Origin of the sequence: Arenibacter aquaticus, assembly GCF_003957295.1 — a bacterium.
In the GTDB taxonomy this organism is placed as follows: Bacteria; Bacteroidota; Bacteroidia; order Flavobacteriales; family Flavobacteriaceae; genus Arenibacter; species Arenibacter aquaticus.
Genome location: NZ_RQPJ01000021.1, coordinates 634,402 through 648,057, shown reverse-complemented (window position 1 = coordinate 648,057; position 13,656 = coordinate 634,402). Strand labels below are relative to the sequence as shown.

At 38.4% G+C, this 13,656-nt stretch carries 9 protein-coding genes; 3 read left to right on the top strand and 6 right to left on the bottom strand.

Annotated features, from left to right (window positions below; genetic code table 11):
• The first annotated feature begins 11 nt into the window (after positions 1–11).
• Positions 12–1,010, top strand: coding sequence for a DNA polymerase III subunit delta (gene holA / locus EHW67_RS18565; protein ID WP_126163879.1), 999 nt, complete (start codon positions 12–14; stop codon positions 1,008–1,010).
• 167 nt (positions 1,011–1,177) lie between these two features.
• Here the strand turns inward: holA and EHW67_RS18560 are convergent, their stop codons facing one another.
• The 5 genes from EHW67_RS18560 to uvrA all read right to left on the bottom strand — a co-directional run bounded on the left by EHW67_RS18560 (position 1,178) and on the right by uvrA (position 10,712).
• The gene (locus tag EHW67_RS18560; protein ID WP_126163878.1) at positions 1,178–1,540 is read right to left on the bottom strand and encodes a DoxX family protein; all 363 of its coding nucleotides are present in this window, start codon (positions 1,538–1,540) and stop codon (positions 1,178–1,180) included.
• 123 nt (positions 1,541–1,663) lie between these two features.
• A complete protein-coding gene (locus EHW67_RS18555) occupies positions 1,664–4,075 on the bottom strand; it encodes an alpha-ketoacid dehydrogenase subunit alpha/beta (RefSeq protein ID WP_126164148.1) in 2,412 nt (803 codons plus the stop codon).
• A gap of 162 nt (positions 4,076–4,237) precedes the next feature.
• Positions 4,238–7,075: a metalloprotease gene (locus tag EHW67_RS18550; protein WP_317126894.1), complete on the bottom strand. Its 2,838-nt coding sequence runs from the start codon at positions 7,073–7,075 to the stop codon at positions 4,238–4,240.
• Between the two features lie 19 nt (positions 7,076–7,094).
• Positions 7,095–7,781 (bottom strand): LOG family protein, encoded by a 687-nt coding sequence (locus EHW67_RS18545; RefSeq protein WP_126163877.1) that lies wholly within the window; start codon positions 7,779–7,781, stop codon positions 7,095–7,097.
• Positions 7,782–7,877: 96 nt separating this feature from the next.
• Positions 7,878–10,712, bottom strand: coding sequence for an excinuclease ABC subunit UvrA (gene uvrA / locus EHW67_RS18540; RefSeq protein WP_126163876.1), 2,835 nt, complete (start codon positions 10,710–10,712; stop codon positions 7,878–7,880).
• A 123-nt stretch (positions 10,713–10,835) separates the two neighbouring features.
• Between uvrA and EHW67_RS18535 the strand changes: the two genes are divergently transcribed.
• Positions 10,836–11,363 carry a hypothetical protein gene (locus EHW67_RS18535; protein WP_126163875.1) on the top strand — a complete coding sequence of 176 codons (528 nt, stop codon included), beginning with the start codon at positions 10,836–10,838 and terminating at the stop codon, positions 11,361–11,363.
• 107 nt (positions 11,364–11,470) lie between these two features.
• On the opposite strand, the gene EHW67_RS18530 is transcribed toward EHW67_RS18535, so the two are convergent.
• Positions 11,471–12,184 (bottom strand): TIGR03915 family putative DNA repair protein, encoded by a 714-nt coding sequence (locus tag EHW67_RS18530; RefSeq protein WP_126163874.1) that lies wholly within the window; start codon positions 12,182–12,184, stop codon positions 11,471–11,473.
• 354 nt (positions 12,185–12,538) lie between these two features.
• Between EHW67_RS18530 and EHW67_RS18525 the strand changes: the two genes are divergently transcribed.
• Complete coding sequence (locus tag EHW67_RS18525) at positions 12,539–13,306, top strand: XRE family transcriptional regulator (RefSeq protein ID WP_126163873.1); 768 nt, start codon at positions 12,539–12,541, stop codon at positions 13,304–13,306.
• Positions 13,307–13,656 lie beyond the last annotated feature (350 nt).

Sequence of the window (13,656 nt, the reverse complement as noted above, 5' to 3'; positions counted from 1 at the left end):
ATTTTTTTTAGATGGACGAGGTAAAACAGATTGTAAGCGGTATAAAAAATGGAAATATAGCACCAATATATTTTCTTACAGGGGAGGAACCTTTTTACATTGATAAAATTGCGGAGTATATTGAAAAAAATATCCTGTCTGAAGAAGAACGTGGGTTTAACCAAGTAATTCTTTATGGCAAGGAAGTAACCATAGAGGATATTGTTGGGAATGCAAAAAGATTTCCTATGATGGCCGATCGCCAAGTGGTTATTGTTAAGGAGGCCCAACATTTGTCCCGTACCATAGAAAATTTGGTCAATTATGCCGAACAACCCCAGCCTTCAACTGTATTGGTGCTGTGTTATAAGTATAACAAGCTTGATAAAAGAAAGAAACTCTATAAGGCCATAAAAAAAACAGGGGTTGTTTTTGAAGGTAAGAAACTTTACGAAAATCAAGTAGCCGATTGGATAAAAAAAGTTTTACAATCCCGTGGCTATGGCATCACCTTTAAGGCTGCCAATTTATTGGTGGAGTTTTTGGGTACCGACTTGGGTAAAATTAACAAAGAACTGGAAAAATTGTGCTTGGTAATACCCAAAGGAGTAGAGATTACCCCAGAAGCCATTGAGGAAAATATTGGAATAAGCAAGGATTACAATAATTTTGAACTTAAAAAGGCAATTGGCGAAAGAGATATAGTTAAGGCTACCAGAATTGTGAATTATTTTGCACAAAACCCAAAGGACAACCCTTTTGTGTTAACGGTTACCTTATTGTATTCCTTTTTTAATCAACTGCTGGCATATCATGGGCTTAAGGACCATTCCCCAAAAAGCATTTCTTCCGCCTTAGGCATAAGACCGTTCTTTGTTAAGGAAATTCAGGCCGCTGCAAAAAAATATCCCATGAGAAGGGTTAGTGAGATTATCTCCAGTTTACGCCAATTGGACGTTAAGGGAAAAGGGGTAGGATCTACTATTTCCCAAGAGGATCTATTAAAAGAGTTGTTGATTAAGATTTTTTAATTCCCTAAAATTGCCACACTACATATCCTTTTTTTTATGTTCCATGCCAGGGAATAAGATCTACTGTGCTCATTAGGGGACCCTATATTTAACGAGGCAATTGTACAACTAACTTATTAAAGCCCTAATATGCACAGAGCATAGCAAAGTTCAGAAATCAAGGCTTCTTAGCGTTTGTCCAAGCTGTATTTCCCTGGACCAACCAATAATATTACGGTAAAGGTCAAAAGAAACAAAAAGGCTTTTTCTTTTACTTGATATGGATCGGAAGCATGTACTATAAATGCAGCTACCAGCATGGTAATGATAGTGGGAACAGTAGCCCACCGTGTCTTAAATCCTATAATTATAAATATGGGGCAAATAAACTCACCAATTACCGCCAAGAATAGGGAAGGGGCAGCACCAATACCTAAAGGATCACCAAATTCAAAATTGGCTGCTATTAATTTTAGGAATTTAGGGAGTCCGTGTGTAAGCATTAAAATTGAGGAACAAACACGAAGAATAAGCAGGCCTAGATCTTTCATTGGGGGTGCTTTTAATTTTTAGATTAAACTTTTGACAGGTTAAAAGTAACCAATAGTTTGTTAAGATTTTTATAAAATACAATAATTATACCCTAGTTTTGAGGAGATAAAACGTGTCATAATTTACCTTAACTTGGGAAATGCCGTAGGATTGGATTCATGCATTATAGCATAGACCTTTTCAAAAATATCCTCTGCGTTGGGTTTGGAGAAATAGTCCCCATCTGTGGCATAGGCTGGCCTATGAGGTTGGGCAGTAAGGGTTTGTGGCGCACTGTCCAAATATTGGTAGGCTCCTTGTTTTTCCACAATTTCATGGACCAGATAAGCAGAACACCCACCGGGTACATCTTCATCTATTACCAATAGTCTATTGGTTTTTTTTAGGCTTTCTAGTACGTCATGGCCAAGGTCAAAAGGCATTAAACTTTGAGCATCCACCACTTCTGCATCAATCCCAACCTCCTTTAGCTCCAAAGCGGCCTGCATAACTATTCGCAAGGTAGATCCGTACGAAAGCAGGGTAATATCTTGCCCTGGTTGTATTACTTCCACAACTCCAATAGGAGTACATAATTCCCCCAGATTATTGGGTTTGGGTTCCTTAAGTCGGTAGCCATTTAAACTTTCAATCAACAATGCCGGTTCATTACCCTTTAATAAGGTATTGTAAAACCCGGCTGCTTTGGTCATATTTCTAGGCACTAGGATGTACATTCCTCTCAATAAATGTATCAGTCCGCCCATTTGTGAACCGGAGTGCCATATACCTTCCAATCTATGACCACGCGTTCTTACGATCAACGGAGCTCGTTGTTTACCTACAGTCCTATATAGGAGTGTAGCCAAATCATCGGTTAATGTGAACAGGGCATAGAATATATAATCCAAATACTGAATTTCTGCGATAGGGCGCAAACCTCTCATGGCCATCCCTATACCTTGGCCAATAATAGTAGCTTCCCTGATACCACAGTCGGCCACACGTAACTCCCCATATTTTTTCTGCAGACCTTCCAATCCCTGGTTTACGTCGCCAATAGCGCCAGTATCCTCCCCAAAGATCAAGACTTCATCATATTTATTAAAAAGTATATCGAAGTTGTCCCTTAAAATTATTCTACCGTCAACTTCCTCAACTTGATCAGAATAGGTTGGTTTTACTTCGGGCACATAGATGGCACTATTATCTTGTTCGTTGTATAAGTGTGTACTAAACTTATCCTGAGATTCTTTTAAAAAGTTATTGGTCCATTGGGCCAAAAGCTCTTTTTCCTTACTGTTTTCACCTAATAAATAACGTAATGCCTTTCTGGCCTTGGAAGCCAAGTCCTTTTTTATTGGCTCCTCAATGGCTATTAAATCATTTTTTAATTTAGCAATGAAATTTTTGTTTGGACTGGATTGTGCTGCTTGATCCAACAGGCTAACCAAAATTTTCTTTTGCTCCTTATGCGGCCTCAAAGTTTCCTCCCAAGCTTCTTTACGGGCACTTCTTACCTGTCTTTTAATAGTTTTCTCCAAGGTTTTTAATTCCTCTTCAGACGCAATTTTATTTTCAAGTATCCATTCCCGATAGCGTTTGTTGCAATCATTTTCCTTCTCCCATAATAAGCGTTCTTCACTTTTATACCGCTCATGGGAACCAGAAGTGGAATGCCCTTGTGGCTGTGTGAGTTCTGTAACATGTATGATAACGGGAACGTGCTCGTCTCTGGCAATGTCAGATGCGTTTTCGTAGGCGTGTATCAAGGCTGTATAATCCCAGCCCTTTACTTTTAAAATTTCATACCCCGCATTATTTTCATCGCGCTGAAATCCGGCCAAGATTTTGGATATATCCTCTTTGGTAGTCTGATGTTTGGCATGTACCGAAATACCATAATCATCATCCCACACACTTATAACCATAGGAACTTGCAAGACTCCTGCGGCGTTTATTGTTTCAAAAAAAACACCTTCGCTGGTACTGGCGTTACCAATTGTACCCCACGCCACTTCATTCCCATTATCTGAAAACTTAGGGTTCTTAATATTTTTTACGTTTCTATATACCTTGGAGGCTTGAGCCAAACCGAGCAACCTTGGCATTTGTCCTGCGGTACAGGAAATATCCGCACTACTGTTTTTTTGTTTTGTTAAATCGCGCCAACTACCGTCTTCATTAATACTAAATGTAGTAAAATGTCCGCCCATCTGCCTACCGGCACTCATGGGGTCTTTGGTTATATCAGTAGTGGCGTAAAGACCGTGAAAGAACTGTTTGGGGGTAAGTAGCCCCAAAGCCATCATAAAGGTTTGATCCCTATAATAACCGCTTCTAAAATCCCCGTCCCTAAAAGATCTGGCCATTGCCAGCTGTGGAAGTTCCTTACCATCTCCAAAAATTCCAAATTTCGCCTTGCCCGTTAAAACTTCCCTTCTTCCCAAAAGGCTACATTCCCTACTGATTACTGCAATTTCGTAATCCTTCAATATTTGTTCCTGGAAATCATCAAATGAAATATCGTTACTAGCTTTGGAATCTATGTTCATTACGGAATTAATGGTTTCTCGCAAAAATATCAAATCAATATGGTTTTTGCAACCTATGACACCTTATAATAATTAATAAATCTTTAACGAAAGTAGAGGAGATAAAATAATCATTGGGAATTTCGTAAAATAAAGTAACAATTATAAGAATTTATCAATATTCTAGAACCATTTTCTAGTAAACAGGCCAGTAAGAGTACGGGGACTGAAGGTAATGACAAATCTAATTCTTTCATCATACTGGGGCTGGGCAATTTCCCAACCATTATTGGAGTAAAGAGGAAAATAGAGCTCAAAATAATCGGTCAAAAGGTTTAAGCGCACTCCGGAATCATAAACCAGTCGCTCTTTGGTTCCCTTATTTTTCACAAAACCAATATCTCCATAAATTTCTATCCAACGCCATATATTGACACTGGTATTAACCGTGGCCATCCAATCATTGGCAAAGGGATATTTCAATTTGGATTTAAAGCCCCCTTCTGCCACAATAATCTGCTGACTGTAGATTCCTGACCCTTCAGATCTACCTAAATAATCATAATCAAAAAGATAATCCGTAGGACGGTCCAACGCAAAACTAAAAAAGTCCGTTACCCCTGCCGTTTCATTACGGATAAACTTACCTGCAAAAAATCTGAAATTAAACTGCCTGTTGCTCTCAAACAGTTTACGATACTCCAGTTCATAGGCCAGCTTAGTGAACTTATTGGAATACTGTGCATCTATGGACCAGGAAAGATAATTAAGGATATTGTTGGTAGTATTATAGTATTTGGCATTAAGTACATTGTAATCGGGATCAGTTTCCAACCCTTCAGTCACTAGGGTAGGGTCTACATCCCTAAAAACATTGACAGATCGCAGAATTAAGGCCTCTCTTTTATTTAGCAATAGGTTGCTTGGCCTCCAACCAAAGCCCACAGAAGGACTAATGGTACTGTAGCGGGAATTTTTCTGAAAATGAGAGGTAGATCCCCTAAGTGAATAGTTTGTAACATAGTGCCCACTTCTTCCGTGATATTTTCTAAAATTAAATTTCCCATAACCTACAAAGGTTTTTTCGTTAGGGGCATAGGAAGGAGCCAAGTCAAAAACAAAAGGACGTTCCAAAAGAGTTTTATTGTGCAATCTCATACCAGGTGAAAGTCCGTCATACTTATTAAATCCAAGCACGGGAACATAAAATACCTGATTGTAATAAGGGTCTTCAGCATCCTTAAAAAATTGAAACTTCAACTTTTTATTACTAGAAAAGAAACCGTTTAAGGATTTCCAATTGTCACGTTGGTTAAACTCCGGTATGGTCTGGTCATAGTTTAACACCAATCGGTCTTCATCATTTCTAGGAATAGTGATGACTTCTTGGTCTACTATATCATTAAACCAATACTCGGAAACAACGGTGTCGTTTTTTATTCCAAAAAGGGAAATAGGCACATTGGTCCCTTGTTTGTTCTTTAAGGTAAGCCTCAAGGAATCAGGCGTTTTTTGGACCTTTTTTATTTTGAAGTCGATTTTTCTTGTAGTTGAAACATATTCGTCAAAGAACCAATTGATGTCCTTATCGGAGTTTTCTACAACAATAAATTTAAAATCGGCCGCCGTTGACGGTTTTAATCTGTAGTTAATATAGTAGTCCTTTACACTTTTATCTACCTGTGCTTTCCCAGTATAATCGGCCAAATAGGCCAAACCCAATCCTGCTTTGTAACGATTGGCTATTTTTTGGTTAAACTTTATTAGGGAATCATTGGGCGTAGTTAGAGACTGATCAACATTTCTTCTTGCCGACAACATATGGAGTAGGGGATATTGTTCATTGAAATCCATTTTTGCCAAATGAAAATTCCGTACTCCCCATAAATTTGAAAGCTTTCCCAATAATTTTTGATCGGGATAGTAGTCTTCTACGAATTTAATCATGAGATAATTTAAAATAGCATCCGTAACCCATTTTTCATTTCTTGGATCAAGAAACATGGTTTCTTTAAGAAAACTATTCAGGGCCGTTTTTAAAAATTTCATTTCAAACTGAAACTGCTCCTCGTAGGGCCTTACAAAACTTGGTAATTGATTGATTCCGTACAAGGGGTCTTTATTGTAATCCAATTCACTTACAAATAATTGCTTGTGCGGAAAATCTCCAAGATTTTCATAAATAAAATTGGCCACTTTAATAATAGATACCCCAGTGGATACTTCATCGTATCTTGGCGATTCAAGGTCACTAAGGATGGTAAGGTGGGGTGTTATATGCTTGGTAAACCTTTTGGAGGGGCCAATAATCAATTCCCCACTCTTTTGCTGTCGTCCTTTTAATGTTAGGTGCTGAACAGTATCGGATATAAAGCTATTGGACTCATAGAAATTGGAAGCCACATATAAGTTCCTGGGTAATACAATATCTATATCGGTATTGGTGATATCTGTATAAAGATCTTCCAGATTCTTGTTCGAATACAACAACCAATCCCCGTCATATACAGCCGGTGTAAGATACCAATCCTTTAAGAAATAACCGTCAAAGTTATCGTACCCAAAAGAAGTGAATTTATTGGGCGGCAATTTAACCTTATAGGTAAGGAATATCTTTACTGTTGTTTGTGGAGCCAAGGGTTGGTTCAACTCTATTTTTACTATGTCCCTTCCAGAAGTGTATTCCCAAGTTAGACCCTGATAATTATCATCAACCACACTTACCATTTTGGTATAACCGCGTTCGTGGTCTTTGGCAAGATGCAACCCTTTTTTAAATTCTTCGGCAAAGCGTTTGGCCAAAGCCGTATTTTTATCGGCGTAAGCATTGGCCCAGTCGTTAAAGAAAATAGCTCTTAGCGTGTCCTTGGAGGAGTTCCAGTACTGGAACTCCTGTTTTATAGCTATTTCCTTGCTCTTTGCGTTTAAGGTGGCAGTAAGCTTGTTGTCGTGTTGAGCACTAGATATACAGGTGATAAACAGCACTACCAACAGGATAACCGATCTAAATATATATGCCAACTTCAAGTATTTTTGCAAATTAAAAATTAGGACTAAGTATGTTTCCTTTATAAAAGGAGTCTATAATATCCACCACCTCTTCTTCAGAATCTACAATTTTAATCAAATCCAAATCCTTGGGACTTATATTGCCCACGGAGAGCATGGTACTTTTGATCCAGTCCAACAATCCTGTCCAAAATTCGGACCCTACTAGAATAATAGGGAACTTTTCAATCTTATTGGTCTGTATCAGGGTAATGGCTTCAAAGAGTTCATCCAAGGTTCCAAATCCACCCGGCATTACTACAAAGCCTTGGGAATATTTTACGAACATTACTTTTCTAACAAAGAAATAATCAAAATCCAAGCTTTTATCCCCATCAATATAGGGATTGTCATGCTGTTCAAAGGGAAGGTCAATATTCAATCCAACAGATGTGCCTCCCGCCAGATGGGCACCCCTATTACCAGCTTCCATAATTCCGGGGCCACCACCTGTAATAATTCCATAACCTGCTTCAGAAATACTTCTTGCTACATTTATTGCCAATTCATAGTATTTGTCCCCAGGTTTTGTCCTTGCAGATCCAAAGATGGAAACACAGGGTCCAATGGCACTCATCTTTTCAAAACCATTTACAAATTCGCCCATAATCTTGAATAGGGCCCATGAATCGTTCGTTTTTATTTCGTTCCACCCTTTGTGATGTTGTTCTTTTCTCATCTTGATCTCTTATTCTTATTTGAATTTAACCAATCGTTATCTTAAGTTATATAATGCTATTTAAGATAAAATAGTATTACAAACAAGTAGTAATTTTTACAAACCTAATTCTTTTCTTAGAAATTTGGAGGTGTAACTTTTTTTGTCCACGGCCACTTCCTCTGGAGTACCTACGGCAACAACCTTGCCACCGTTTCTTCCGCCTTCATAACCAATGTCTATTATATGGTCTACCATTTTTATAACATCCATGTTGTGCTCTATCACTAGGACCGTATTGCCCTTGTCCACCAATTTATTAAGCACTTGCATAAGAACCCTGATATCCTCAAAGTGTAGACCCGTCGTTGGCTCGTCCAATATATAAAAGGTATTTCCCGTATCCCTTTTAGACAGTTCGGTCGCCAATTTTATACGCTGTGCCTCGCCACCGGACAAGGTGGTAGATTGTTGGCCAAGGGAGATATACCCTAGCCCCACGTCCTGAATGGTCTTTAATTTACGGTATATCTTTGGAATATTCTCAAAGAAGGCAACAGATTCGTTAATGGTCATTTCCAATACATCGGCAATAGATTTGCCCTTATACCTAATCTCCAGTGTTTCCCTATTAAAACGCTTCCCATTACAGGTTTCACAATCTACATATACATCTGGAAGGAAATTCATTTCTATTATCCGTAAACCGCCCCCTTGACAGGTTTCACAACGCCCACCGCTTACGTTAAAACTAAAACGCCCAGGTTTATAACCTCTAATTGCCGCCTCTTGGGTCTTGGCAAAAAGAGATCTTATTTCACTAAAAACACCGGTATAGGTAGCGGGATTGGATCGTGGGGTTCGTCCTATGGGAGATTGGTTAATGTCTATAACCTTGTCTATGTGCTCCAGCCCACTTATTTTTTTGTAGGGCATAGGTTTTTTTACACCATTAAAATAATAGGCATTTAAAATGGGGTAAAGGGTTTCGTTTATCAAGGTAGACTTTCCACTTCCCGATACTCCAGTTACTCCTATCATTTTTCCTAGAGGGAAGCTCACCGAAATATTTTTCAGATTGTTTCCCGTACAACCACTGAGTTCTATGGACTTGCCATTGCCTTTCCTACGTTTATTGGGTACTTCAATTTTTAATTTACCCGTAATATAATCGGCAGTTAGGGTATGTTGGTCCATAAGGGCTTCCGGTTTCCCTTCCGAAATAATTTCCCCGCCGTGTTTTCCGGCTTTTGGACCAATGTCGATGACGTGGTCTGCACGTTCTATCATATCGCGGTCGTGTTCCACTACAATTACCGAATTACCAATATCCCTTAATGATTCCAAGGATTTGATGAGGCGTTCATTGTCCCTTTGGTGCAGGCCAATACTGGGCTCATCCAGAATATAGAGAACCCCTACCAATTGGGAACCTATTTGAGTGGCCAATCGTATTCGCTGGGCTTCCCCACCAGAAAGGGATTTACTGCTGCGGTCCAAAGAAAGGTAATCCAAGCCAACATCCAGTAAAAACTGAACCCTAGTCTTGATTTCCTTAATAATTTCTTCAGCTATCTTTAATTGGTTACCCTTCAATTTTTTGTCCAATCCATTAAAGAAATCGGCCAGTTCTGCGATGTCCAATTGTGCTAGATCGGCTATATTCTTCTCACTGATCTTAAAATTTAAGGAAGCTTGTTTTAGTCGGGACCCCTTGCACTTGGGACACTTAATCTTGTCCATATACTCCTTTGCCCAACGTTTTATAGAGGTGGAGTTAGCCTCGTTAAACTGTCCCTTTATAAAATTGGATATCCCCTCATAATCTATTTTGTAAAGGCGTTTTACCCCTAAGGTTTTAGAATCTACCTCAAAACTCTCCTTTCCTCCATAGAGTAATATTGCGATAGCCTCATCTGGTATATCGGCTATTGGGGTATTGAGATCAAAATTATAGCGCTGGGCAATAGTTTCTATCTGTTTAAAGGCCCATGAACTTTTGTACTCCCCTAAAGGAGCTATTCCTCCGCCCTTGATGGTAAGTTTCTTGTTGGGGAATATCTTATTTTCATTTACCTCGTGAACATGGCCCAAACCGTTGCAATCCGGACACATACCTTTGGGCGAGTTAAAGGAAAAGGTGTTGGGCTCAGGCGAAGGATAAGATATCCCGGTAGAGGGACACATAAGATCCCGACTAAAATAACGTGGTTCATCTGTGCCTTCCTCTAATATCATCAACACATTATCCCCGCTGTACATGGCGGTATTTATAGTTTCCGAAATACGCTTATCCAACTCGGAACTATCCACTATTTTGAGTCGGTCTATAACAATTTCGATATCATGGGTCTTATAGCGGTCTACCTTCATTCCCTTAACGATATCCTTTATTTCTCCATCAATTCGAACCTTAACAAAACCCTGCTTGGCAATCTGTTCAAAAAGTTCCCTATAGTGACCCTTTCTAGATTTAATAACGGGTGCCAAAATATTTATTTTTTTGTCCTTATAGGCAGATATGATCAAGTCCTTTATTTGTGAATCATCATAGCTCACCATCTTCTCACCAGTGTTGTAACTATAGGCATCACTGGCCCGTGCAAACAACAATCTAAGGAAATCGTATATTTCGGTAATGGTCCCAACAGTAGACCTAGGGGATTTAGAGGTGGTTTTTTGCTCTATGGCAATTACGGGGGACAGTCCATCAATCTTATCTACATCCGGACGTTCCAATCCACCCAAAAATTGACGCGCATAGGCAGAGAAGGTCTCTATATACCGCCGCTGACCTTCAGCATAAATAGTATCAAAGGCCAAGGAGGATTTTCCACTACCAGATAACCCAGTTATAACCACCAGTTTTTCTCTCGGAATGGTAACATCTATATTTTTAAGATTATGGACACGAGCGCCCTGAACCTCTATATTCTCTTCGTAATTAATCATTTTCTATAGCAATGGCGCGAAGTTACGATTTTGATACCTAATAATGAAGTTGCGGGTATTTAGTTTTTTGTAGATTAAACGCTTAGCTATAAATTAGCAGACCTAATCTAAAATTAATTTTAAATGCAACTTTTAGGAATTGGTTCGCGAATTAACCATGGAGAATACGGCAAAGGGGTAATCACCAATGTTACTTCCAAACATTATTGGGTCACTTTCATAGAAAATGGACTGGAAACTATAGATCTGGATTCAGATTTTGAGGTTATGGAAGCTGTGGAAGATGAAGTGGATACCATTAGTTTTTCAGAGGTAGAACAATCGTTGATATCTATCTTAAAGCGTTGGAGCGATGCCAGCTCCATAACGCCCATTGCGGATAAATGGAAGGGTGGAAGCCTAACCTTAAAGCCAGGGGATGCCAATTTATCTGAAAAGGAAATTCCAATGAACACCTTTTTTCACAAAATTGTAATGGTCCGGGACCGTATCAGGGTAATGGAGCAGAAAATAAACAGTAGCAAAAAATTGGACGATCAGGAAAAAGTAGACTTACAACAATATATCACCCGTATTTATGGTAGCCTAACCACCTTCAATGTTCTTTTTAAGAACCAGAGCGATAATTTTATAGGTGAAAAAAGTAAATAAGCCTCACAAGGTGTCAGAGAAAATAAACTACGGGTTAAACTCTTTCGGTAGAACAGAATTTTACAGAGCCACTGGGAAACAATTCAGCGGTCTATAAATATAAAGTATTACACCGCTCTTCGTTCATTGCAATAAGGTATTCTTGGCTCATTGGTGAGCTGAGGATAACTATTGTTGTAGATAAGCGCTTTTATATTGTTGTTGGATACGTCTTGGACGAAAGCCTGGGATGACAACTCCAGGGAAATAATTTCAACGGTGGTCAAATTATAGTGGATGGCGTATTTTCTTTTGGAATCATAGATGATGAATTCCTGCCCCTTATATTTTGATCTATAATATTTTGAAATTAAAGGCAGAACATTGAAATAGGGGGCTACAGTGGAAAAATATACCTGATCCTTGGAAATTTGGAAATTGGCCACAGCTTCAATCCTATGCTTTTCCCTGGCTACCATTCTAGAATATTGTTGTATTTTTAAGTTAATCTCCTCTATACCGTCCTCTGATACTTGTTGGGAGCCGGCATACATAGAACGGATATATTGATATAACATTAATTCTATTCCCTTGGTTTCACTTAAATAAGCAAAATATATGGCCTTCATAGCGGCATGACTCTTTTTTTGTATGCCTTCCCATACACGCCGCGCTTTGTGGGTTTGAGTCAATACCGTAACCGTCTCTGAAAATAGCCCCTTTTGAACTTCCCTTTTATTTTGAATATTGGCCACATGCAAACCTTCTTCAAAAATTTTGTAAATGGTGGTTAGGAAGCCACTGAAACTGCCGTCGTAGATTAATACTTTAGGATTTTCCATATCAGTCAAATAAACTTAATTGTACATTTTTGTCTTTTATTAAATGCCTTGATCGTTTGCGCGTTCCACGACTATGGCGGGGACTTTTTACCCTCTTCTTTGCTACCACTATAAAACAACTGTCCGCCATTCCAGACAGTGCCAAACTGTTTAATTTAAAATGTAAATCCTCCATAGTCATAATAGCGTATTTGTAATCATTCCAAAAATATGGAAATATTCCCAAATATGGAAATATTCCATTAAAAATTTTGGATATAATCCAAAATACGTATATTTGAAATGGGGATATAACAATTAAGGTATTTTGATAATGATATATCAATACTGGGAAAAACTTAAATTATAAAGATTATGAACGAGGACATGGAAGTAGTAACGAAGCGCTTTACGGATTTGCGCAGGGAATTGGGGTATACCCAATCGGATTTTGCAAGTTTGCTGGGTATTTCCAACACTACGGCGGATATAGAAAGGGGGCGTACAAAATTATCCGGAAAGGTAGTAGCAGAACTACTTAAACAATTTAAGATTAATCCACTCTGGTTATTTGGAGAAAGTACCCAAAAATATCTTTCGGCAACCAATGTAAGCGTAATTCCCAAAGTGGTAACTGTAAATTCCTCTGAAAACGAAAATATGGTTATGGTCAATGCCAAGGCAGCTGCCGGATATCCCCAAAATATTCAAGATACCAGTTGGTATAGACAACTTCCGGCCTTTGACATGCCGCTGCCGGAGTTTAGAAATGCCACCTATAGAGGTTTCCAAATAGAAGGTGATAGCATGTTGCCCAATCTAAGACCCGGGGAGTGGGTCTTGGCCAAAGCTGTTGAAGGCCTAAAGGATATTAACCCCAACAAGATATATGTTGTGGTACTTGAGGATGCCGTTTTGGTAAAGAAAATTGAAAAATCACCGGACCCTTCCATTATTTCATTGATATCCCTTAATGAAAATTATCCTCCCTATAGTGTAAAAACAGAGCAATTACAGGAACTGTGGCAAGTAAGTAGTAAAATTACTTTTGGGGTGGATGCCACCTCTGAAAAGGGCCTGCTAAAACAATTGCAAGAGTCTATGGATGAATTAAAAAATCAATTAAAAAAAGTAAATACTTAATAGCAATGTGAATTATTTGCTATGGCCTTAAGCCAAAAATATGGCATTTATAATACAGGCGATAGGATTTATAAGCTATGGTTTGTAAGGCATTATTTACTTAGTAGTTAAGGGAAAAGTATATGAAATATAGGTTAAAATATATTATTTTTGATGTAGTAATGATTTCACAACATTTTATAGACATTACACAACAAAATTCTGAATTTTCCATCGGTATAACATATTTTTGGGAGAGATAAAGAATCCCAAATCTTATCATTAGATATATAAAAAGGCTGTGCAATTGTATTGTATTGCCTTTTTTTAATTTTAAAATAAAGTAATGGAGAAATGGGAACTTAATATTT

Excerpts from the sequence above, each read along its gene's own strand:
- EHW67_RS18560 (WP_126163878.1), bottom strand. The coding sequence starts at position 1,540 with ATGAAAGATCTAGGCCTGCTTATTCTTCGTGTTTGTTCCTCAATTTTA.
- EHW67_RS18530 (WP_126163874.1), bottom strand. The coding sequence starts at position 12,184 with ATGGAAAATCCTAAAGTATTAATCTACGACGGCAGTTTCAGTGGCTTC.
- EHW67_RS18535 (WP_126163875.1), top strand. The coding sequence starts at position 10,836 with ATGCAACTTTTAGGAATTGGTTCGCGAATTAACCATGGAGAATACGGC.
- holA (WP_126163879.1), top strand. The coding sequence starts at position 12 with ATGGACGAGGTAAAACAGATTGTAAGCGGTATAAAAAATGGAAATATA.
- EHW67_RS18525 (WP_126163873.1), top strand. The coding sequence starts at position 12,539 with ATGAACGAGGACATGGAAGTAGTAACGAAGCGCTTTACGGATTTGCGC.
- EHW67_RS18555 (WP_126164148.1), bottom strand. The coding sequence starts at position 4,075 with ATGAACATAGATTCCAAAGCTAGTAACGATATTTCATTTGATGATTTC.
- uvrA (WP_126163876.1), bottom strand. The coding sequence starts at position 10,712 with ATGATTAATTACGAAGAGAATATAGAGGTTCAGGGCGCTCGTGTCCAT.
- EHW67_RS18545 (WP_126163877.1), bottom strand. The coding sequence starts at position 7,781 with ATGAGAAAAGAACAACATCACAAAGGGTGGAACGAAATAAAAACGAAC.